The sequence below is a fragment of the Acidovorax sp. GW835-FHT14B10 genome (assembly GCF_058793725.1).
The window spans coordinates 1-20,977 of sequence record NZ_JBXAGC010000045.1 but is presented as its reverse complement, the minus strand read 5'-3'; the positions used below and the strand labels follow the sequence as shown (position 1 = coordinate 20,977).

Below are 20,977 nucleotides of genomic sequence, written 5' to 3'. Positions count from 1 at the left end.
AACGCTGGTACGAGGCACAGCGCAAAAAGGCCGCGTGACTTGTGGGTTAAGAACTCCACCAAGCAGGGGCAAGGTCAGATACCGTGGCCGCAGCGCTTGCATCACTGATTTCCAGCAACGGCATTTGCAACTCGCCATGTTTTGATAGGCACAGCCAAGACATCGTTCTTGGCATGTTGTTGCTGGTGCTGACAGGACGCTCGGACATCGCCAAACGCTGGCTCCAGACGCTCATTCGCAACATCGATTACTCCTTCAAAGCCAAGCGGTATGTTCCGATTGACAGCGATTCCATCGACGATTTGGCGGACATTGGTGGCTGGCATTCTGGTCAAACAGCCGACAAGTTGATGAAGACCTCTTGGATGATTGCGGTTCTGGCTGGGTTGTGTGCTGTATTGGGACAGGGGGAGTCGTATGGCGTATTGAGACAAGGGTTGGTTCAGGACTACCCAGAGACGTGTGCGCAGTTGTGGCACCCAGACAAGCAAATACACGAGCACCTGTACTTTCATGCAGCTCATTTTTCATCAGGGGCTTCGGAGGCTCCTTTCGGCTGCCTGAGGACATGGCACAGTGGTTTGAACACATGCGTGTCATTGTGGAATCCGAGCAAGGGAAAGAATGCCTTCAGACAATGGGCTGCAAAGTTGGTTTGCCTGCGATTGACCTGATTGCATGCAGACACTTTGGCACACCTGTTGCGCCAGCGTTTTGGTACCGACTCGTGATATCTGCCTGACTGTTGAGTCCTTGAGATGCCTGGCTTACCCGGAAGCTGACCATGGCGAACTACTCATTACGCTGCAATACCGCCATTCGATACATCCTTGGAGTCGGCCTATCAAAGCAACTTGGCTCCTGGGTTGTCTCTGGAAGGGCAGTAGTAACCTACGATGCTCGCGACGTTACGGTGCCCAGTCATTGCCATGGTGTCTGCCAAAGGCACCTTTTGAACACCTGACCCTGCCTTGATTTCACGTACAGCAAGAAGTTGGAAACTTCAGCTGTATGGAGAATCGAGATGCGAGATACCAAACTGCCCAAGCGGCAATACACGGATGAATTCAAAGTCGAGGCGACCCGGCTGGCCGAATCTGTCGGAGGCCACGAAGCGGCGCGCCGATTGGGTGTTCCGGTGGCCACACTGGGCAACTGGAAGCGGCGCTCAGCCGCAGCAGGCACAGGCGCACCTGAAGTCGCGTTGAATGCGGGGGCAGTGCCAACGCGCCGGCCCGTGAGCGAACTGGAGGCTGAGAACAGCCGGTTGCGCAGGGAACTCGCCGACGCGAAGCTCGATGTGGAAATCCTTCGAAAAGCGACGGCGTACTTTGCCAAGGGGTCGCGATGAAGTACGCCTGGATCGAGAACCATCGCGACGAATACACCGTCAGCCGGTTGTGCCGGGTTTTATTGGTATCGCGCTCGGGGTACTGCCAGTGGCGCGTGCGGGCGCCCAGCGCGCGGACTCTGGCCAACCAGGCCCTGGACACCAAGGTGGCGGCCATCCATCAGGGCAGCCGCCGCAGCTACGGCAGGCCCCGGATCACGCAGCAACTGCGCCAGCAGGGCGAGTGCGTGAGCGCCGAGCGGGTGCGCCAGAGTCTCAAGCGCCAAGGCCTGTTCCCGGTGTACCGCCGGGCGTACGTGGTCACCACCGACTCAGGGCACCGCCTGCCGGTGGCAGCCAATATTTTGGATCGACGTTTCGACGGCTGGCAGCCGAACCAGGCCTGGGTGGGCGACATCACGTATGTCGCCACCGGCGAGGGTTGGCTGTACCTTGCCGCGGTGATGGACCTGGCGAGCCGCCGGATCGTAGGTTGGTCTATGTCAGACTCGATCGATGCGAAGCTGGTGTGCGCTGCCCTCAAGTCAGCGTATTGGCAACGCAAGCCGAGCCCGGGGCTGCTGATGCATACCGATCGTGGCAGTCAATATGCGAGTCTCGAGTACCGTCGGCTGGCAGGTGACTTCGGCATCACGATGTCGATGAGCAGACGGGCGAACTGCTGGGATAACGCGGCCATGGAGAGCTTCTTCAAGACGCTCAAAGTCGAGCGGATCTACCAGGTAAGCTATGACACTCGGGCGCAGGCAAGATTGGACATCGTGGACTGGATCGAGGGCTTCTACAACCGCGTGCGCATGCACACGGCTATCGGATGCCGGGCCCCTGTCACAAAGGAGCGCAGCCTGCTGGCTGCATGACTTGGTGTACGTGGAAACGAGGCAGGGTCATCTTGAGCTCGCGCAGTTGATGGGCCTTAGACAGCACTGCAATCCGGTGGACCAACGTGTTGAGCGCCATCGGGCCCGGCTTGCCCTTGAATCCCGCATCCACCAATGCCTGGTCAATGGCAGGCGGCAGCTCGTGAGCCAGGCCATCGGCGGTGGTCCGCTGCGCATGATCCACGATGAACTGCAGGACGGCGTTCGCCGGCAATGGCAACGTGACGGCTTGGCCGTACCGAACGCTAAACCAGGCAGCCCAGTAGCGCAATGCAGAGCGATAGCTCGCCAGCGTGTTCGCGGACTCACCCTCGCGCATCAATTCTTCAACGGCCTGCGCCGTCACCTGTGACAGGGAGGACGGCTCCAGGGAAGGAGCATTTCTCAGGGACGGCAGGCGCATGGTCAAAACAAGGGTTAGAGGGGCACTGTTTTCATTTTCAATACATATGATGTATTGTTTACAACATGATTCAAAGATAAATAACGATAAGCATCGATTATCGATGGTAAAAATATAGTGGAGCAGGGCGATGCAGTCAAAAATTGTTAGAGGACCACGTGGTGTGCAGATGGAGGAAGTTTGGGCAGCCGCCGACACCGTTCTCAGACTGGGTGAGCGACCGACAATCGAGCGCGTGCGACAACAGCTCGGCCGTGGCTCCCCAAATACTGTGGGGCCGATGCTTGATGGTTGGTATGGTTCACTGGCCAAGCGGCTGCAGTCGCCGGTGGATGCAATTGAGCAAGACGATGGCGCCGAAGTCCCCTTGCCCGCCCCGGTTGTCAGGGCTGCAAAAGCCATCTGGGGCAGGGCCCTCCAGCATGCTGACGAGCGTGCAACGGCTCAATTCACCGAAGCTCGTAAAGAGCTGAGCGTGCAAGCTGAGGCGCTACGCCAGGCGCAGGACGTCTTGGCACAGGAAACACAGCGCCTGGCCGACCGAAGCGAAGCCTATGACCTGGCTATGCAGGCCAGGGATGCGCAGATCGCCGAAATGGACCGTTTGGTTCAGGAGCTGCAGCAGCAACTTGCGGGAAGCCTGGAAATGCTGGCCACGTCACGCTCAGAGTGCAAGCAACTTCGCCTGGCAGCGGATGCAGAGCGTCGGCGCCAGGAGGAAAAGGAGGTTGACCACCGGGGCGAACGCACGCGTCTGGAGGAGCGTGCTCAGGCTCAGGAGCGCAGACTCAATGCAGAGGTGGATCGGGCGCGCCAAGAATCGAAGCGGCTGGCGCTCAAATTGGAGGGCGACGCCCGGGAATCTGCCAAGTCCTTGTCGGCTTCACTGGAGAGAGCTCGGGAGCTGGAGGCCCATGTGGGCACACTGCAGGCTGAGAAAGCAGGTATCGTCAAAGACCTGCAGGCCGCCAGAGACGAAACGAAAGACCTGCGAGCAAAGCTTGACCAGCGCAGCACTGAGATGTTCGCCGTCCTCAGCGAACTGCGCGATCGATTGCCGACGATCCCGACCAGCGATCCGGTGCAGTCCACCGTGAAAACTCGCAAAGCACGAGCTAGAGCGAGCAATCGCTCGAACTAGCCAATGTGGTCCAGCGACCGCGTTGAATCCATCGCCCGGCTGCAAGGCTTGACATTTTCCCTTCAGCGGATGCCGGGCTACAGGATTAGTTGGCTGGACGTGAATTTAGTTAATTAACATAATATACATCGTATCTAGTCACGCAGTGCATCAAGGCAAGGCGGTTTGACCCGGACACCCGCGCCCAGCTTGCGTATCGCTTTGCCACCCTGTATCGCTCGCTTGGGTGGGATCAGGCCACCGTTGAGCAATTCATTGGGGTGGTCGACTCGTACATCCGTTGGTACAACGAGAGGCGGATCAAGATCTCCCTGGGCGCTCTCAGCCCTATCGAATACCGGGAGAGCCTTGGACTTGCGGCATAAACCAGTCCAAGTTTTTATCCGCACCCCCATCACTTCTGGATGGAAATGAACAACGCATGGTGATTTCCCTAATGACGTGCTGCTCTGCTTTAACTACATTGGCCTTACCACTTGGCCACCAGGCTACTAGGCTACTAGGCTAACAAATATCACTGTTTTTTCATGTCCACTTTTCAAGCCATCAGCGTTGCTCGCCTCTACCGGTTGATTGCCAACCAGATCAAGGACAAGATCAGCAGCGGGAGCTATGGCACTGGCGAACGCCTGCCGTCCGAACGCGAACTGGCCGAAATGCTGACGGTGAGCCGTCCGTCGGTGCGTGAGGCGCTGATCGCTCTAGAGATTGAGGGCTGGGTAGATGTTCGGGTGGGCAGCGGCGTTTACGTCACGGCACCAGAATCACGTCTCACGATCGGGGAGGCTGCCAGCGCCGCGCAAGGCACAGCCGCTCCGATGGACATAGGCGCAGCCGACCTAATTCAGGCCCGACTGCTGGTAGAGCCCTACTGCGCCGAACTGGCTGCGCGCAATGCCACCGCTGAGCAGCTCAAGGACATGGAAGCGGCCGCCTTGATACTGCCAGGTTCCGAGCAACCCTCCAAGCACAACGACAGGCTGCACCTACTGATTGCCGAAGCGAGCGGCAACGCTGCTCTTGCCAGCACGGTGCAGAACCTCTGGACTCTGAGCGAAAACAGCGCCATCTTCAACAAGCTCAACCAGCATTTCGTCTATGACGAGGTGTGGGAAGTTGCTCACAAAGAGCATCTGCCTTTGCTGAGAGCGCTGCAAAAGCGCCAGCCGGCTGCCGCTAAGCGTGCCATGCGAGACCACCTGCTGGGCATCAGCAGCCGCCTTGGCCTCGATGCCAGCGAGGATAAGGACATGTGAGCCCACGCCTTCTCCCCCCCGGTACCTGTACCCATCCCCTCTTGACCTCTCGCCTATCTTCTTCAACGTCCCGGAGAACCCGATGAAACACACCATGGTCCATTCCACCTTCCGCAAGGCGGGTGCCGTGCTGGCAGTGGCCGCCGCCCTGTTCGGCTCGGCTGCTGCACTGGCCCAGACGCAGGGCGGTACGCTCACCGCCATCGTCCAGCCAGAGCCGCCCATCCTCATGCTGGGCCTGAACCAGCAGGCGCCCACGCAGTACGTAGCAGGCAAGATCTACCAAAGCCTGCTGACCTACGACGCCCAGCTCAAGCCCCAGCCTTCCCTGGCCAAGTCATGGAAGACCTCCAGCGACGGCCTGAGCTACACCTTCGAACTGCAGCGTGGCGTGAAGTGGCATGACGGCAAGCCCTTCACCGCGGCCGACGTGGTCTTCAGCGTTGACAAGTTCCTGCGCGAAACCCACCCACGCGGCCGCCTAGTCATCAACAAATACATCGACTCGGTCACCGCGATCAACGAGCACACGGTCGAGTTCAAGCTCAAGGAGGCGTTCTCGCCCTTTATGAGCCTGTTCGTCGTGGACAACATGCCCATGGTGCCCAAGCACATCTACGATGGCACCGATTACCGCACTAACCCCGCCAACCAGACGCCGATCGGCACCGGCCCCTTCAAATTCAAGGAGTGGAAGAGGGGCTCGCACATCGTGCTGACCCGCAACACCGACTATTGGAAAAAAGGCCAGCCCTACCTGGACGAGATCGTGTTCCGCGTCATCCCCGATGCGGCCTCGCGCGCTGTGGCCTTCGAGAAGGGCGACGTGCAACTGCTGCGTGGTGGCGACGTGGATAACGTGGACGTCAAACGTCTGCGCGCCCTGCCCAACGTCGAGATGACGACCCAGGGCTGGGAGATGTATGCGCCGCTGGCCTTCCTGAGCATGAACCAGCGCAAGCCCCCCTTCGACAACGTCAAGGTGCGCCAAGCGGTGATGCACGCGATCAACCGCAAGTTTATTGTCGACAACATTTTCTTCGGCATGGGCAAGGTCGCCACCAGTCCCATTGCATCTACCACGCTGTACCACGAGAAGAACTTGCCTCAGTATGCCTACGACCTCAAGAAAGCACGTGCGCTGATCCAGGAGTCGGGCGTCAACGTCGGTGCTACGCCGGTCAAGTTGCTGTCCTTCCCCTACGGCTCGGCCTGGGAGCGTCTGGCCGAGTACACCAAACAGAGCCTGGAGCAGATCGGCTTCAAGGTGCAAATCGATCCGGCCGATGCCGGTGGCTGGGCCAAACGCTCGGGTGAGTTCGACTTCGACCTCACCTTCAATTTCACCTACCAATACGGCGACCCGGCGCTGGGCGTGGCACGCCACTTCCTGTCGACCAACGCGGTCAAAGGCTCGCCCTTCGTTAACAACCAGGGTTACAAGAACCAGAAGGTCGATGAGCTGTTCGCTACCGCCGCCGCCGCGCGCACTCCAGAACTGCGCCAGAAGCTGTACACCGAAGTGCAGACCATTCTGATGAACGAGGTGGCCAACGGTGTCCTCTTCGAAATCGAATACGCCACCTTCTACCCCAAAAACGTAAAGAACCTCGTGAAAACCGGTATCGGCCTGAACGAGACCTTCGACGACGTCTACTTCGAGAAGAAGTAAGCCTTGACTGGCCCGCCGCGCGCGGGCCCCCTCCCAATCGCAGCTCTCGGCCGCTCGTACAGCGCGCGGCCCGGGTCGAGCTGCGCCTTGCACACCGAGGCGCCGTACCGTGAAACTGATTTCTTTCCTCATTGCCAGACTGGGCAAGGCCTTCTTCGTCATCCTGGGCGTGGTGGTCTTCAACTTTCTGCTCATCCGCCTGGCCCCGGGTGACCCTGCCGCGATCATGGCCGGCGAGGCGGCATCCTCCGACCCCGCCTACCTGGCGCAGTTGCGCGAACAGTTCGGCTTCGACCAGCCGCTGTGGATGCAACTGTGGCTCTACGTCAAGGGCATCCTGCAACTGGACCTGGGCTTTTCCTTCCGCAACAACCTGCCGGTGCTCGACCTGATCGCCGAGCGCCTGCCCGCCACGCTGCTGCTGATGGCACTGGCCTTCGTGTTCTCGCTGCTCGTGGGCGGGATGCTGGGTGTGTTCGCCGCGCGCAGCCGCTACACCAACCGTCATACCTGGCTGGACAGCCTGATCATGTCCGTCTCGCTGATCTTCTACGCCACGCCATTATTCTGGCTGTCGCTGTTGATGGTCATCTTGTTCTCCGTCACCTTGGGCTGGCTTCCTGCCTTCGGCATGGAGAGCGTTGGCACCGGCCTCACCGGCTGGAACCGCGTGGCCGACATCAGTGCCCACCTGGTGCTTCCCGTGGTGTCGCTGGGCTGCTTCTTCATGGCGGTGTATGCCCGCCTAGCGCGCGCATCCATGCTGGAGGTGATGGGCATGGACTTCATCAAGACCGCCCGCGCCAAGGGCGTGCCGGCCGGCCAGGTGATCCACCGCCACGTGATGCGCAACGCCATGCTGCCGGTGGTCACCTTTGCCGGCATTCAGCTCGGCCAGATGGCCGGAGGTGCGGTGCTAGCAGAGACCGTCTTCGGCTGGCCTGGCATCGGCCGCCTCATGTTCGACGCCCTGATGCAGCGCGACTACCAGCTGCTGCTGGGCGTGTTCCTGGTGACCTCAACCATGGTCGTGCTGTTCAACCTGATCACCGACCTGGTGTACCGCCTGGTCGATCCCCGCATTGAATTGGGAGCCTGAGATGAAAAAATTCATGCGCCGTTTTGCCGCCAACAAAGGCGCGCTGGCGGGCCTGGTCATCCTGTGCCTGGTGATCCTCACGGCCTTGTTGTGCTCGGTCTGGTACGAGGAGTCGCCCTGGTCCATGGTGGCCGAGCCCCTCCTCCGGCCCCTGAGCAACGCCGACTACCCACTGGGCACCGACATGCTGGGCCGCGACCTGGGCGCCGGCCTGGCCTACGGTGCGCGCGTGTCGCTGCTGGTGGGCGTGGTGTCCACCCTGGTGGCGGTGATCTTCGGCATCCTCATCGGCGCCCTGGCTGGCTTCTACGGCGGACGTATCGACGACCTGCTGATGCGCTTTACCGAGTTCTTCCAGACCATTCCGCAGCTTGCCATGGCCGTGGTGCTGGTGGCCATCTTCACGCCCTCCATCTACTCCATCGTGGGCGCCATCGCCATCGTCTCGTGGCCACCGGTGGCCCGGCTGGTGCGCAGCGAGTTCCTCTCGCTCAAGCAGCGCGAGTTCGTGCAGGCGGCCATCGTCATCGGCCAGAGGCCGGTGCGCATCATCTTCACGCAAATCCTGCCCAACGCCATGTCGCCCATCATCGTGACAGCGTCGCTGATGATCGCCACCGCCATCCTCACCGAGTCCTCTCTCTCCTTCCTGGGCCTGGGCGACCGCAACCTCATGAGCTGGGGTTTCATGATCGGCGCGGCCCGCACCATGCTGCGCGAGGCACCGCTGATGAGCGTGTTGCCCGGCATCGCCATCCTGCTCACCGTGTTGGCCATCAACCTCATCGGTGAAGGCCTGAACGACGCCATGAACCCCCAACTGCGCAAGCGGGGGGAATGAACCATGACCATCTCCCCTTCCCAGACCGACACCCCCCTGCTGCGCATCGAGCAGCTGACCGTGGCCCTGCCCGCCGGGGGTGACCGCGCACACGCGGTCAAGGACCTTTCCTTCGACCTGCGTGCCGGTGAAATCCTGTGCATCGTGGGCGAGTCCGGATCGGGCAAGTCCATCAGCGCCAACGCGATCATGGGCCTGCTGCCCAGCTACCTCAAGCCGCAGGCCGGCCGCATCCTGTTCAAAGGGCGCGACCTGCTGCAGCTGCGCGAAGACGAGCTGCTGGCGCTGCGCGGCAAGGACATCGGCATGGTGTTCCAGGAGCCTATGTCAGCCCTCAACCCACTGATGCGCGTGGGCGACCAGATCGCCGAAGTGCTGGCCGTGCACGGCGCCTACCCCGGCCCGGCGCGCCAGCAGCGCGTGCTGGAGCTGCTGCACTTCGTGGGCCTGCCCGACCCATCCACGCTCCAGCACACTTACCCCTTCCGCCTCTCGGGCGGCCAACGCCAGCGCGTCATGATTGCCATGGCCCTTGCGCTGGAGCCGGCCATCCTGATCGCCGACGAGCCCACCACCGCCCTGGATGTGACCACCCAGGCCCAGATCCTGTCGCTGATCAAGCGCATCCAGGCCAGCATGGGCATGGGTGTGATGTTCATCACCCACGACTTCGGCGTGGTGGCCGACATCGCCGATCGCGTGGCCGTGATGGAAAAAGGGGTGCTGGTGGAGCAAGGCCCGGCCGAGCAGGTGCTCAACCACCCACAACACCCCTACACCCAGCGCCTCATCGCCGCCGTGCCCCACCGCGAGGGCGACCACACCGCCGAAGCAGCCAGCACCGACCCGGTGGTGCTGGACGTGAAAGACCTGCGCAAGACCTACGTCACCGAGCGGGGTCTGTTCGTGCGCAAGCGGGTGGTGAACGCGGTGGACGGCGTGAGCTTCCAGGTGCGCCGGGGCCAGACCCTGGGCATCGTGGGCGAATCGGGTTCGGGCAAGTCCACCATCGGCAAATGCCTGCTGCGCCTGACCGACATCGACGGTGGCCAGCTGGTCTTCAACGGCACCGACATCGCCCCGCTGACGCAAGCGCAGTTCCGCCCCATGCGCCAGCAGTTGCAGATGATCTTCCAGGACCCGTTCGCCTCGCTCAACCCGCGCCACACGGTGGGCCGCAGCATCACCGATGGCCCGGTAGCCAACGGCGTGCCCTACGCCGAAGCGGAACGCAAGGCACGCGAACTGCTGCGCCTGGTGGAGCTGGACGAGTCCGCCTTCGACCGCTACCCCAACGCGTTCTCAGGTGGTCAGCGCCAGCGCATTGGCATCGCCCGCGCCCTGGCGTTGGAGCCTCAACTGCTGGTGGCGGACGAATCCGTGTCGGCACTCGATGTGTCGGTGCAGGCCCAGGTGCTCAAACTTTTGCAGGACATCCAGCAGCGCCTGAACCTGGCCATGATCTTCATCACCCACGACCTGCGCGTGGCGGCCCAGGTCTGTCATCAGATCGTGGTCATGCACAAGGGTCGCATCGTCGAACACGGCACGCCAGCCGAGGTCTTCGACCGTCCGCAGAACGAATACACGCAGCGCCTCATCGCCGCCATCCCTGGCAAACACTGGAGCCCGGTGGGCGCCAGCGTTGCCCTTGCCTGAGCCCTTCCCCAACATGTCCTCTAACCTCACCCTCCCGGCCGCGCGCAACGGTGGCCAGATCCTCATCCAGCAGCTGCGCCACCACGGCGCACGCCGTGTCTTCCTGGTGCCCGGTGAAAGCTATCTGCCCTGCATCGATGCGCTCAACGAACACCAGGACGCCATCCAGGCGGTGGTCTGCCGCCAGGAAAGTGGCGCCGCCTACATGGCCGAGGCGCACGGCAAGCTGACCGGCGAGCCCGGCATCTGCTTCGTCACGCGCGGCCCCGGCGCCACCAACGCCAGCATCGGCGTGCACACCGCCTTCCAGGACTCCACGCCCATGATCCTTTTTGTGGGCCAGGTGGGCAACGATTTCTATGAACGCGAAGCCTTCCAGGAAATCGACTACCGCCGCATGTTCGGCCAGATGGCCAAGTGGGTGGCGCAGATCGACCGCACGGACCGTATTCCCGAGTACATCGCCCGCGCGTTCACGGTGGCCACCAGCGGCCGGCCCGGCCCCGTCGTACTGGCCCTGCCCGAAGACACCCTGTGGGGCACGGCCCAGGTGCCCGACCTGCCACGCTACACCCGCGTGCTGACACGACCGGGCACAGCCGATCTGGACGCGCTGCGCGAGCGCCTCGAAGCCGCCCACAACCCCTTCCTGCTGGTAGGTGGCAGCGGCTGGACATCCGAGGCCCTGGCCCAGGTGCAAGGTTTTGCCGAGCGCTTCGACCTGCCGGTGGGCGTTTCGTGGCGGCGTCTGGAATGCTTTGACCAACACCACGCCAACTTCGCCGGCCACGTGGGCTGGGGCATGCACGACGACCTGCGCCAGCGCGTGCGCAATGCCGACCTGCTGCTGACCCTGGGCGCGCGCCTTGGCGAAGCCACCACCGAAGGCTACAGCGTGGTGGAAAGCCCGCGCCCGCGCCAGCAGCTGATCCACGTGCACGCCGACCCCAGCGAACTGGGCCGCGTGTTCCAGCCCGATCAGGCCATTTGCGCCAGCAACGCCGGCATGGCACACGCCCTGACCACCCTGCAGCCCACGCGTGCGCCGGCCTGGGGTGCCCACACCCGCGCCGCCAACGCCGCCTACCGCGCCACGCTGGCGCCTCTGCCCTCGCCCAGCGCCATGAGTCTGGACCAGGCAGCCTGCCACGTGAACACGGTACTGCCTGCCGACGCCTGCATCACCGTGGGCGCCGGCAACTACGCCCTCTACCCGCACCGCTACCGCCAGTTCAAGGGCATCGGCAGCTCGCTCGCCCCCACCGTGGGCAGCATGGGCTACGGCCTGCCGGCGGCCATCGCGGCCAAGCTGGAAGACCCGCAGCGTCCGGTGGTGTGCTATGCGGGCGATGGCTGCTTCCAGATGAACCTGCAGGAACTGGGCGTCGCCATGCAGTACCGCCTTGGCATCGTGGTGCTGGTGTTCAACAACGGCATGTGGGGCACCATACGCGCCCACCAGGAGCGCGAGTTCCCGAACCGCACCATCGCGCTGACCTTCGACAACCCGGACTTCGCCCACCTGGTCGGCGCGTACCGGGGACACGGCGAGGTGGTCAGCGACAACGCGCACTTCGAAGCCGCCTTCGCACGCGCCCTGGCCTTTGCCGAGCGCGAACACCTACCAGCCCTGATCGAGGTCCGCTACGACGCCGACGGCATCGCACCCGGCGAAACCCTCTCCGCCATCCGCGCCCGCGCACAACAACTCCAGTGCGAGCGCGCTGTCACCCTCTAAACACCACATACCATGTCAGACACCTCTTTGCAGATCAACGGTCAGCGCCTGTGGCAGTCGCTGATGGACCTGGCCCGCGTCGGCGCCACCGAACAGGGTGGCAACTGCCGCCTCGCCCTCACCGCCCTGGACGGCCAGGGCCGTGACCTGGTGGTGGGCTGGATGAAAGACGCCGGCCTGGACATCAGCGTGGACCAGGTGGGCAACATCTTCGGCCGCCGCCCTGGCCGCAACCCGGCGCTGCCCGCAGTGATGACGGGCAGCCACATCGACACCCAGCCCACCGGCGGCAAGTTCGACGGCTGCTACGGCGTGATGGCCGGGCTGGAGATCATGCGCGCGCTCAACGACAAGGGCCTGCAGACAGACGCCCCGCTGGAGCTGGCCATCTGGACCAACGAGGAAGGTTCACGTTTTGTGCCGGTGATGATGGGCTCGGGCGTGTTCGCCGGCAAGTTCCCACTGTCCACCGCGCTGGAGGCCACCGACATGGCCGGCAAACGCGTGCGCGACGAGCTGCAGGCCATCGGCTACGCCGGCACACAACCGGTGGGCGGACGCCCACTGGGCGCCTACTTTGAGGCCCACATCGAACAAGGCCCCATCCTGGAAGCCCAGGACAAGGTGATCGGTGTGGTGACCGGCTCGCTGGGCCTGCGCTGGTACGACGTGAACGTGACCGGCATGGAAATGCACGCCGGCCCCACGCCCATGGCGGTGCGCCAGGACGCGCTCTTTGCCGCCACCCACCTGATGCAAGAGGTCATCCACATCGCGCGCGATCACCAACCCCACGGTCGTGGCACGGTGGGCGTGGTGCAGGTGCACCCCGGCTCGCGCAACGTCATCCCCGGCAAGGTGCACTTCACCGCCGACCTGCGGCATGAAGACGCCGCCACGCTCGCGCTCATGGACCAGCGTTGGCGCCAGGCCTGCGCCGAGGCCGGCGAGCGTTTCGGCGTGAAGGTGGAGCTGATCGACGTGCAGCACTTCCCGCCCACCCCTTTTGCAGCGCCGCTGGTGCAGCACATCCGCGAGCAGGCGCAGCGCGCCGGCTATTCGCACATGGACATCGTGACCGGCGCCGGCCACGATGCGGTCTATCTCGCCGAGGTGGCCCCCACCGCCATGATCTTCGTGCCCTGCAAGGACGGCATCAGCCACAACGAGATCGAAGACGCCCAGCCGGCCCACCTGGAGGCCGGTGCCAACGTGCTGCTGGGCGCCATGCTGCAGGCCGCAGGCGTGCGCCAGGAAGCGGAGGTGACGGCATGAGCGCGGCCACCCTCGCCACCTGGCAGGCCCGTGCCAGCACGCTTCAGCTGCGCCACCAGGCCTTCATCGACGGCCAGTTCGTGGACGCACAGGGCGGGCAGACCTTTGCCACCCTCAACCCTGCCAACGGCCAAAAGCTGGCCGACGTGGCGGCCTGCCAGCCGGCCGACGTGGACCGCGCGGTGCAGGCCGCGCGCCGCGCCTTCGAATCAGGCGTGTGGGCACAGCAGCACCCGCGCGAACGCAAGCGCGTGCTGCTGCGCCTGGCTGCCCTGATCGATCAGCACAGCGAGGAACTGGCCTTGCTGGAAACGCTGGACATGGGCAAGCCCATCAGCGACGCCCTGGCCTACGACCTGCCGGAGACGGCCACGTGTTTCGCCTGGTACGCCGAGGCCATCGACAAGCAGTACGACGAAATCGCACCCACCGGCCCCGACGCCCTGGCCACCATCACACGCGAACCGCTGGGCGTGGTTGCCGCCGTGGTGCCGTGGAACTACCCGCTCATGATGGCCTCGTGGAAGGTCGCGCCCGCGCTCGCGGCGGGCAACAGCGTGCTGCTCAAGCCGGCCGAACAGTCGCCGCTGAGCGCGCTGCGACTGGCTGAACTGGCGGCCGAGGCCGGCATACCGCCGGGCGTGTTCAACGTGCTGCCCGGTCTGGGGCCGGTTACCGGCCAAGCCCTGGGCCTGCACATGGACGTGGACTGCCTGGCCTTCACCGGCTCCACCGCCACCGGCAAGCGCTTCATGGCCTACGCCAGCGAATCCAACCTCAAACGGGTGTGGCTGGAGTGTGGCGGCAAGTCGCCGCACATCGTGTTCGACGACTGCCCCGACCTGGACAAGGCCGCGCAGGCGGCGGCCGTGGGCATCTTCTCCAACCAGGGCGAGGTCTGCATCGCCGGATCGCGCCTGTACGTGCAAGACGGCATCTACGACCAGTTCATGGCCAAGGTGGCCCAGTGTGCGCAAGGCATGCGCCCGGGTGACCCGCTGGACCCGGCCACCACCATGGGCGCCATCGTCGATGAAAACCAGATGCGCCGCGTGCTGGGCTACATCGACGCGGGGCTGAGCGAAGGTGCCACGCTGCGCACCGGCGGCCAGCAGGCGCACACGGCCAGCGGTGGCTACTACGTTGAACCCACCATCTTCGACTGCCCGCGCCAGGCCATGCGCATCGTCAACGAAGAAATCTTCGGTCCAGTGCTGGCGGCGCAGCGCTTCCACACCGAAGACGAGGCCGTGGCCCTGGCCAACGACTCACCCTATGGCCTGGGCGCCGGCCTGTGGACCGCACAACTGGCGCGCGCCCACCGCGTGTCGCGCCGCCTGCGGGCGGGGCTGGTGTGGGTCAACTGCTATTTCGACGGCGACATCACCGTGCCCTTCGGTGGTGTCAAGCAGTCGGGTTTTGGCCGCGACAAATCGCTGCACGCGCTGGACAAGTACAGCGACTTCAAGACCACCTGGATCAACCTGCTCTGATCGGCCCGGCCCCATGACCTCCATCCCTGCCGGCCAGGCGCCCGCCCACACTCTCTGGCTGCAGGCCTGTGGCATTTTCTTGTGTGCCATCGTGGCCCTGGCCACGCTGGACATGCTGGCCAAAGACCTGGTAGCGCGCCACCCGGCGCCCCTGGTCAATCTGGTGCGCTACGGCACGGTGCTGCTGATGGCTGTGGTGCTCATGCACCGACGGGGCACGCCCTGGCGTTTGCCCGTGGTACACCGCCGCACGGTGCTGTGGCGAGGCGTCATGCTGGGCACGGTGGGGGTGAGCTTCATGCAGGCCTTGCACACCATGCCTCTGGCCGAGGCCACGGCCATCTACTTCCTGTCGCCGCTCATCATCGTGGCCTTGTCGCCCTGGCTGCTGGGCGAAGAGGTGCGCGCCCCGCAGGCGGCGGCGGTGGTGGCGGGTTTTGTGGGCATGCTGCTCATCGTGCGCCCCGGTGGCGCCCTGCCCCTGGTGGGCACGGTGCTGATGCTGATGGCGGCCGGCGCCTACGCCATGCTGCAAATCCTCACGCGCCGCCTGGCGGGCAAGGTCAGCATGGAGCAGCAGTTCGCCTGGACCGCGCTGATCTGCACCGTGATGACGGTGTTGTCCCTGCCCACCGCCCAGCACCTGGGCTGGCCCGGCGCACGCGACCTGGCGCTGATGGCCACGGTGGGTGCGCTCAGCGGTATCGGCCAGTACCTGCTGATCGAAGCTTTCCAAAAAGTGCCTGCCTCGTCGCTGGCACCCTTCAACTACTTCCATCTGCTGCTGGCGGTGGTGTTCAGCGTGCTGGTGTTTGGTCAGCGGCCCGACGCCATCGCCATGCTGGGCATCGCCGTCATCGGCTGCGCCGGCCTGGCCTTGACGCTGCCCGTGTTCCGCGCCCAATGGCTGGCCATGCTGGCCGCGCGCCAGGCCCACCGATGAACCATTCCCCCATGACCTCTCTGCTCGACGAACTGGCCCTTGCCGTGGGGCCCGCCCACGTGCTCACGGGCGACGCCATCCCGCCCCAGCACTGCACCGACTGGTTCCAGTCCCACACCTGCCGGCCGCTGGCCCTGGTGCGCCCTGGCACCCCTGAAGAGGTGGCCCGCGTGATGGCCATCTGCCACCGGCACGGCCAGCCCGTCACGCCGCAGGGTGGGCTCACCGGCCTAGTGGCGGGCGCCACCCCCAACGAAGGCGACGTCGCCTTGTCGCTGGCACGCCTGAACGGCGTGGAGGAAATCGACACCGCCGCCGGCACCCTTACCGTGCTGGCCGGGACCCCGCTGCAGACCGCGCAGGAGGCGGCGCGCGCCGCCGGCCTGCTGCTGGCCGTGGACCTGGGCGCACGCGGCTCCTGCCAGGTGGGCGGCAACATCGCCACCAACGCCGGCGGCAACCGCGTGATCCGCTACGGCATGTTCCGCGACCAGGTGCTGGGCCTGGAGGCAGTGCTGGCCGACGGCAGCATGGTGGGTGGTCTCAACAAGATGCTCAAGAACAACGCCGGCTACGACCTGAAGCACCTGTTCATCGGCTCCGAGGGCACGCTGGGCATCGTCACGCGCGCCGTGTTGCGGTTGCACCCGCTGCCCCACGGTTGCCACACCGCCTGGTGCACCGTGCCCGACCACGACACCGTGGTGCGCTTCCTGCGCCACGCCCAAGGCGCGCTGGGTGGCACGCTGTCGGCCTTCGAGGTGATGTGGCCCGACTTTCACGCGCTGGTCACCACCCGCGTGCCCGACATGTGCTCGCCCGTGGCGGCGCAAGGCCTGCAGGTGCTGATCGAGATGGAAGGCAGCGACACCGAACACGACATGGCCAGGTTCTCGGCCATGCTGGAGGTGGCCTTCGAGCAAGGCTGGCTGCTGGATGCGGCCATTGCCCAATCGCTCAAGGAGCGCGAGTCCTTCTGGCGCTTGCGCGACGCGGTGTCGGAGTTCCCCTTGATGTGGGCACCCTACTGCGGCTACGACGTCAGCCTGCCCATTGGCGGCCTGGGCCGTTTTGTGGACGAGCTGCAAGCCGCACTGCGCGAGCGCTTCCCGCACTGTGAACACGTGCACTTTGGCCACGTGGGCGACAGCAACCTGCACGTGGGTGTGCACATCGCCGCGGCCCATGGACCCTTCCCCGAGGCAGACATCGACGAATGTGTCTACGGCGTGCTGCGCCGCTATGGCGGCTCGGTGTCGGCCGAGCACGGAATTGGCCAACACAAGAAGGCCTACCTCGGCTATTCGCGCACACCCCAGGAGCTGGCCCTGATGCACACCCTCAAGCGGGCCCTGGACCCCCACAACCTCCTCAACCCAGGCAAGGTGCTGGCATCATGACCACGGTTTTTTTTCACAGCGACCTCGACGACCCGGCGGCTTGGCGCGCCACCCTGCAGGCCGCGCTGCCCGACGTGAACTTCATCGTGGGCCCGCAGTGTGACAACCCCGACGCGGTGGACGTGGCCTTGGTCTGGACACAGCCGCCCCAAGGCCTGCGCGCCTTTCGCCGGCTGCGCGCCGTGCTGTCGCTAGGCGCCGGTGTGGACCAGCTGCGCCTGTCCGAACTGGATCCGCGCATCCCCGTGGCACGCCTGATCGACCCCACGCTCACGCAGCGCATGGTCGAGTACTGCCAGGCGGCGGTCTTGTACTTCCACCGCCACCTGCACCTGCACGCCCGCCACCAGGCCGCACGTGAATGGCAATTCATCCCGCCCGTGAGCGCTGTGGCCCGGCAGGTACTGGTGCTGGGACTGGGCGAGCTGGGCTCGGCCGTGGCCGGCGCCCTGGCACAACAAGGTTTCCAGGTCACAGGCTGGAGCCGCAGCCCCAAGCAGCTGCCCGGCGTGGACTGCTGCGAAGGCGAGGCGGCGTTGAGCGAAGCGCTGGGGCGCTGCGACGTGCTGATCAACCTGCTGCCCCTCACGCCACAGACCACCGGTGTGCTCAACCGCGAGCTGTTCGCCCGTTTGCGGCCCCAGGCCTGCCTGGTGCAGGTGGGCCGGGGCGGCCACCTGGTAGAGGCCGACCTGCTGGCAGCACTCGACCAAGACCAACTGGCCGGCGCCTTCATCGACGTGTTTGGCGTGGAACCCCTGCCCGCCGAACACCGCTTCTGGACCCACCCGGCCCTGCGTCTCACACCCCACGTCGCTTCGCTCAGCGACCCCGTGCAGTCCGCCGCCACCGTCGTCGACAACATCGGCCGCGCCATGCGGGGCGAGTCTCTGCGCCACGCCATCGACCGCTCGGCCGGCTACTGACCTCATCGCCATTTTCAGGAACCCGCATGAAGACCTTTTATCACCCCGAACAGCTGCTGCACCACCCCCAGACCTACCTCTCGCGTGGCCAGATGCGCAAACCGCAGGAGGTACCCGATCGCGCCCTGGCCATCCTGCGTGGCCTGGGCACGCTGGGCCTGGAGGTCAACCGCCCCGCCGACCACGGCATGGCGCCCCTGCAAGCCGTGCACAGCGCGCCTTACCTGCGATTCCTCGAAACCGCCCACAGCGAGTGGAAGAAGATGCCGGCCGACTGGGGCGACGAGGTGATGTCCAACATCTTTGTGCGCGAGCCCAACGCCTTGCGCGGCATCCTCGCGCAGGCGGCGGCCTACCTGGCCGACGGCAGCTGCCCGGTGGGCGAATTCACCTGGCGTTCGGCCTACTGGGCCGCCCAGTGCGCGGTGGCCGCCACCGAGGTGGTGCTGGCCGGCGAGCGCCACAGCTATGCCCTGTGCCGCCCGCCGGGGCACCACGCACGCGAGGCCGCCGCCGGTGGCTTCTGCTACCTCAACAACGCCGCCATCGCCGCCCAGCACCTGCGCCAGACACACGCCCGGGTGGCCGTGCTCGACGCCGACATGCACCACGGCCAAGGGGTTCAGGAAATCTTCTACGAGCGCGACGACGTGCTCTACGTCTCCATCCACGGCGATCCAACCAACTTCTACCCTGGTGTGGCCGGCTTTGCCGACGAAACCGGTGCCGGCGCCGGCCTTGGCTTCAACCTCAACCTGCCGATGCCCCACGGCTCCTCCGAGGCCGTGTTCTTCGAACAGCTGGACCACGCTCTGAGCGCCATCCGGGCCTTCAAACCGGACGCACTGGTCTTCTCGCTGGGCTTTGACATCTACCAACACGACCCGCAGTCTCAGGTCGCGGTCAGCAGCGAAGGCTTTCACCGTCTGGGCAAGGCCGTGGCCGGCCTCGGCCTCCCCACGGTTTACGTGCAGGAAGGGGGCTATCACATCGACTCCCTGGAGCACAACACCCGCCAATTTTTCACCGGCGCGCTTCAGCGCACCGCCCCCTGATCCACCTCGCACATTTTCTTTAACAGGAGCAGACCATGCAACGCGAATCCCATCTGAAGAACGCCGCCCTCATGGCCCGTCGCGCAGCCGCCATTCCCCGCGGCGTGGGGCAAAGCCATCACATCTTTATTGACAAAGCTGAGAACGCCGAGGTCTGGGACGTCGAAGGCCGTCGCTACATTGACTTTGCCGGTGGCATCGCCGTGCTCAACACCGGGCACCGCAATATCGCAGTGATCGAAGCGGTGAAAGCACAACTCGACCGCTACACACATACCTGCTTTCAAGTGCTGGCTTACGAGCCTTACGTGGAGCTCGCCGAGCGTATTAACGCAAAAGCGCCGGGTGACTTTGCCAAAAAAACGCTGTTTCTTACCACCGGCGCAGAAGCTGTGGAGAACGCAATCAAGATTGCCCGTGCCCACACCGGCCGCTCGGGCGTGATTGCCTTCACCGGTGGCTATCACGGCCGCACCCTGCTGACACTTGGTATGACCGGCAAAGTGGCACCATACAAGCTGGGCTTTGGGCCTTTCCCAGCCGAGGTCTTTCATGCGCGCTTCCCCAGCGCACTGCACGGCGTGAGCGTCGACGAGGCGATCGCGTCGGTGGAGCAGATCTTCAAAAACGACATCGAGGCCAGCCGTGTTGCGGCGATTATCCTGGAGCCGGTACAGGGTGAAGGGGGTTTCAACGTAGCACCGCCCGAGCTGATGCAGCGCCTGCACGCGCTGTGCGACCAGCACGGCATTTTGCTGATTTGCGATGAAGTACAGACCGGCGCCGGCCGCACGGGCACCTGGTTCGCCTGCGAGCAAAGCGGCATCGCGCCCGACCTCATCACCATGGCCAAGTCGATGGCAGGCGGTTTTCCCATATCTGCGGTCGTCGGCCGCGCCGAGGTGATGGATGCACCGGGCGCAGGTGGCCTGGGCGGCACATACGCCGGCAGTCCGCTGGCCTGTGCCGCCGCCCTCGCCGTGCTCGACGAGTTCGAAAAACACGACCTGCTTCAGCGCAGCCGAGACGTAGGTCAGCGCATCACAAACAGCCTTCAACACTTGTCCAAGCGCCACAACTGCATCGCCGAGGTGCGTGGCCTGGGAGCCATGGTAGCCATGGAACTGTGCCAAAACGGCGACCCGCATCAACCAGACGCAGAATTGACCAAGGCACTGGCGGAGGAGGCCACGAAGCGCGGTTTGATCATTCTGACCTGCGGCACCTATGGCAACGTAGTACGCATTCTTGTACCGCTAACAGCCAGCGATGCGCTCATCGATGAAGGTCTGGAAGTCATTGCGGCCTCTTTGGATGCATTGAAGGCAACGGCTTGAATGGCCTGCCTAACCTGCGAAGGCAGACCATGAGACCCCAAGCACTCTCCACCATACAAGTCGACGATGAGCGTGTCATTGTCACCGAATGGCGCTTTCCTCCCGGTGCGGAAACCGGTTGGCATACACACGCCCACAACTATGTGGTGGTGCCAATGACCGACGGCAGCTTGGTCCTGGAAACCGACGAAGGCATCAAGTCCACCCAGTTGATCAAAGGCAGCGCCTACGCACGCCAGGTTGGCGTGCGTCACAACGTCATCAACCCCGGCCCCGGCGAAGTCATCTTCGTCGAGGTTGAAACACGCTGAGATCCATCCCATGGATATGAAAACCGAAGGTTCCGACACCACTTTCTCACTGGCCCAGCTCAACGACCCCAGCCTGCTCAAAACAGACGCACTGATCGATGGCCAGTGGGTGGCGGGCACCAGCCGCTTTGCCGTGCACGACCCGGCCACGGGCGCCAAGCTCGCCGACGTGGCCAACCTGGGCCCGCAGGATGCC

At 64.3% G+C, this 20,977-nt stretch carries 17 protein-coding genes and 3 pseudogenes; 19 read left to right on the top strand and 1 reads right to left on the bottom strand.

Translation table 11 applies throughout. The annotated features are described in order from the left end of the window. The first annotated feature begins 83 nt into the window (after window positions 1-83). Both AC1Q5S_RS21290 and AC1Q5S_RS21285 read left to right on the top strand, forming a co-directional pair. A complete protein-coding gene (locus tag AC1Q5S_RS21290; protein WP_492239385.1) occupies window positions 84-674 on the top strand; it encodes a hypothetical protein in 591 nt (196 codons plus the stop codon). Window positions 675-1,024: 350 nt separating this feature from the next. Continuing rightward, a protein-coding gene (locus AC1Q5S_RS21285) for an IS3 family transposase (protein WP_492239384.1) occupies window positions 1,025-2,211 on the top strand; the annotation gives its coding sequence in 2 pieces (ribosomal slippage) (window positions 1,025-1,319 and window positions 1,319-2,211; 1,188 coding nt in all). A 31-nt stretch (window positions 2,212-2,242) separates the two neighbouring features. On the opposite strand, the pseudogene AC1Q5S_RS21280 reads toward AC1Q5S_RS21285, so the two are convergent. Continuing rightward, a pseudogene (locus AC1Q5S_RS21280) lies at window positions 2,243-2,635 on the bottom strand (integrase); the annotation flags it as partial. A 130-nt stretch (window positions 2,636-2,765) separates the two neighbouring features. Here AC1Q5S_RS21280 and AC1Q5S_RS21275 point away from each other — a divergent pair. The 17 genes and pseudogenes from AC1Q5S_RS21275 to AC1Q5S_RS21195 form a co-directional block, all read left to right on the top strand. Next, window positions 2,766-3,776, top strand: a complete 1,011-nt coding sequence (locus AC1Q5S_RS21275) for a DNA-binding protein (protein WP_492239383.1) — start codon at window positions 2,766-2,768, stop codon at window positions 3,774-3,776. 236 nt (window positions 3,777-4,012) lie between these two features. Then, window positions 4,013-4,141: pseudogene (locus tag AC1Q5S_RS21270) on the top strand (IS3 family transposase); the annotation flags it as partial. 162 nt (window positions 4,142-4,303) lie between these two features. Next, the gene (locus tag AC1Q5S_RS21265; RefSeq protein WP_492239382.1) at window positions 4,304-5,032 is read left to right on the top strand and encodes a FadR/GntR family transcriptional regulator; all 729 of its coding nucleotides are present in this window, start codon (window positions 4,304-4,306) and stop codon (window positions 5,030-5,032) included. An 82-nt stretch (window positions 5,033-5,114) separates the two neighbouring features. Further along, on the top strand, window positions 5,115-6,704 hold the full coding sequence (locus AC1Q5S_RS21260) for an ABC transporter substrate-binding protein (protein ID WP_492239381.1): 1,590 nt from the start codon (window positions 5,115-5,117) through the stop codon (window positions 6,702-6,704). A 109-nt stretch (window positions 6,705-6,813) separates the two neighbouring features. Next, a complete protein-coding gene (locus AC1Q5S_RS21255) occupies window positions 6,814-7,803 on the top strand; it encodes an ABC transporter permease (RefSeq protein ID WP_287877794.1) in 990 nt (329 codons plus the stop codon). Window position 7,804: 1 nt separating this feature from the next. Then, window positions 7,805-8,644 (top strand): ABC transporter permease, encoded by an 840-nt coding sequence (locus tag AC1Q5S_RS21250; RefSeq protein ID WP_287877793.1) that lies wholly within the window; start codon window positions 7,805-7,807, stop codon window positions 8,642-8,644. 3 nt (window positions 8,645-8,647) lie between these two features. Further along, window positions 8,648-10,303, top strand: a complete 1,656-nt coding sequence (locus AC1Q5S_RS21245; protein WP_303837085.1) for an ABC transporter ATP-binding protein — start codon at window positions 8,648-8,650, stop codon at window positions 10,301-10,303. 13 nt (window positions 10,304-10,316) lie between these two features. Beyond that, complete coding sequence (locus tag AC1Q5S_RS21240; RefSeq protein ID WP_303837087.1) at window positions 10,317-12,041, top strand: thiamine pyrophosphate-binding protein; 1,725 nt, start codon at window positions 10,317-10,319, stop codon at window positions 12,039-12,041. 12 nt (window positions 12,042-12,053) lie between these two features. Continuing rightward, complete coding sequence (locus AC1Q5S_RS21235; protein ID WP_303837089.1) at window positions 12,054-13,316, top strand: Zn-dependent hydrolase; 1,263 nt, start codon at window positions 12,054-12,056, stop codon at window positions 13,314-13,316. Continuing rightward, complete coding sequence (locus AC1Q5S_RS21230) at window positions 13,313-14,809, top strand: aldehyde dehydrogenase (protein WP_303837091.1); 1,497 nt, start codon at window positions 13,313-13,315, stop codon at window positions 14,807-14,809. Before AC1Q5S_RS21235 ends, AC1Q5S_RS21230 begins: the two co-directional genes overlap by 4 nt. A gap of 13 nt (window positions 14,810-14,822) precedes the next feature. Then, complete coding sequence (locus AC1Q5S_RS21225; protein ID WP_303837093.1) at window positions 14,823-15,752, top strand: DMT family transporter; 930 nt, start codon at window positions 14,823-14,825, stop codon at window positions 15,750-15,752. A gap of 11 nt (window positions 15,753-15,763) precedes the next feature. Then, window positions 15,764-17,152 carry an FAD-binding oxidoreductase gene (locus AC1Q5S_RS21220; protein ID WP_492239380.1) on the top strand — a complete coding sequence of 463 codons (1,389 nt, stop codon included), beginning with the start codon at window positions 15,764-15,766 and terminating at the stop codon, window positions 17,150-17,152. Continuing rightward, window positions 17,149-18,078: a 2-hydroxyacid dehydrogenase gene (locus AC1Q5S_RS21215; RefSeq protein WP_303837098.1), complete on the top strand. Its 930-nt coding sequence runs from the start codon at window positions 17,149-17,151 to the stop codon at window positions 18,076-18,078. The genes AC1Q5S_RS21220 and AC1Q5S_RS21215 overlap by 4 nt, the downstream gene beginning before the upstream one ends. 26 nt (window positions 18,079-18,104) lie before the next feature. Then, entirely contained in the window at window positions 18,105-19,133 is a 1,029-nt protein-coding gene (locus AC1Q5S_RS21210) for a histone deacetylase family protein (RefSeq protein ID WP_422204579.1), read from the top strand. 35 nt (window positions 19,134-19,168) lie between these two features. Further along, window positions 19,169-20,470, top strand: a complete 1,302-nt coding sequence (gene gabT / locus AC1Q5S_RS21205) for a 4-aminobutyrate--2-oxoglutarate transaminase (protein WP_492239379.1) — start codon at window positions 19,169-19,171, stop codon at window positions 20,468-20,470. A gap of 29 nt (window positions 20,471-20,499) precedes the next feature. Further along, window positions 20,500-20,781 (top strand): cupin domain-containing protein, encoded by a 282-nt coding sequence (locus AC1Q5S_RS21200; protein ID WP_287877777.1) that lies wholly within the window; start codon window positions 20,500-20,502, stop codon window positions 20,779-20,781. A 10-nt stretch (window positions 20,782-20,791) separates the two neighbouring features. Further along, window positions 20,792-20,977: pseudogene (locus tag AC1Q5S_RS21195) on the top strand (succinate-semialdehyde dehydrogenase (NADP(+))); the annotation flags it as partial.

Excerpts from the sequence above, each read along its gene's own strand:
- AC1Q5S_RS21225 (WP_303837093.1), top strand. The coding sequence starts at position 14,823 with ATGACCTCCATCCCTGCCGGCCAGGCGCCCGCCCACACTCTCTGGCTG.
- AC1Q5S_RS21245 (WP_303837085.1), top strand. The coding sequence starts at position 8,648 with ATGACCATCTCCCCTTCCCAGACCGACACCCCCCTGCTGCGCATCGAG.
- AC1Q5S_RS21240 (WP_303837087.1), top strand. The coding sequence starts at position 10,317 with ATGTCCTCTAACCTCACCCTCCCGGCCGCGCGCAACGGTGGCCAGATC.
- AC1Q5S_RS21215 (WP_303837098.1), top strand. The coding sequence starts at position 17,149 with ATGACCACGGTTTTTTTTCACAGCGACCTCGACGACCCGGCGGCTTGG.
- gabT (WP_492239379.1), top strand. The coding sequence starts at position 19,169 with ATGCAACGCGAATCCCATCTGAAGAACGCCGCCCTCATGGCCCGTCGC.
- AC1Q5S_RS21220 (WP_492239380.1), top strand. The coding sequence starts at position 15,764 with ATGACCTCTCTGCTCGACGAACTGGCCCTTGCCGTGGGGCCCGCCCAC.
- AC1Q5S_RS21235 (WP_303837089.1), top strand. The coding sequence starts at position 12,054 with ATGTCAGACACCTCTTTGCAGATCAACGGTCAGCGCCTGTGGCAGTCG.
- AC1Q5S_RS21200 (WP_287877777.1), top strand. The coding sequence starts at position 20,500 with ATGAGACCCCAAGCACTCTCCACCATACAAGTCGACGATGAGCGTGTC.
- AC1Q5S_RS21265 (WP_492239382.1), top strand. The coding sequence starts at position 4,304 with ATGTCCACTTTTCAAGCCATCAGCGTTGCTCGCCTCTACCGGTTGATT.
- AC1Q5S_RS21275 (WP_492239383.1), top strand. The coding sequence starts at position 2,766 with ATGCAGTCAAAAATTGTTAGAGGACCACGTGGTGTGCAGATGGAGGAA.
- AC1Q5S_RS21250 (WP_287877793.1), top strand. The coding sequence starts at position 7,805 with ATGAAAAAATTCATGCGCCGTTTTGCCGCCAACAAAGGCGCGCTGGCG.
- AC1Q5S_RS21210 (WP_422204579.1), top strand. The coding sequence starts at position 18,105 with ATGAAGACCTTTTATCACCCCGAACAGCTGCTGCACCACCCCCAGACC.
- AC1Q5S_RS21230 (WP_303837091.1), top strand. The coding sequence starts at position 13,313 with ATGAGCGCGGCCACCCTCGCCACCTGGCAGGCCCGTGCCAGCACGCTT.
- AC1Q5S_RS21260 (WP_492239381.1), top strand. The coding sequence starts at position 5,115 with ATGAAACACACCATGGTCCATTCCACCTTCCGCAAGGCGGGTGCCGTG.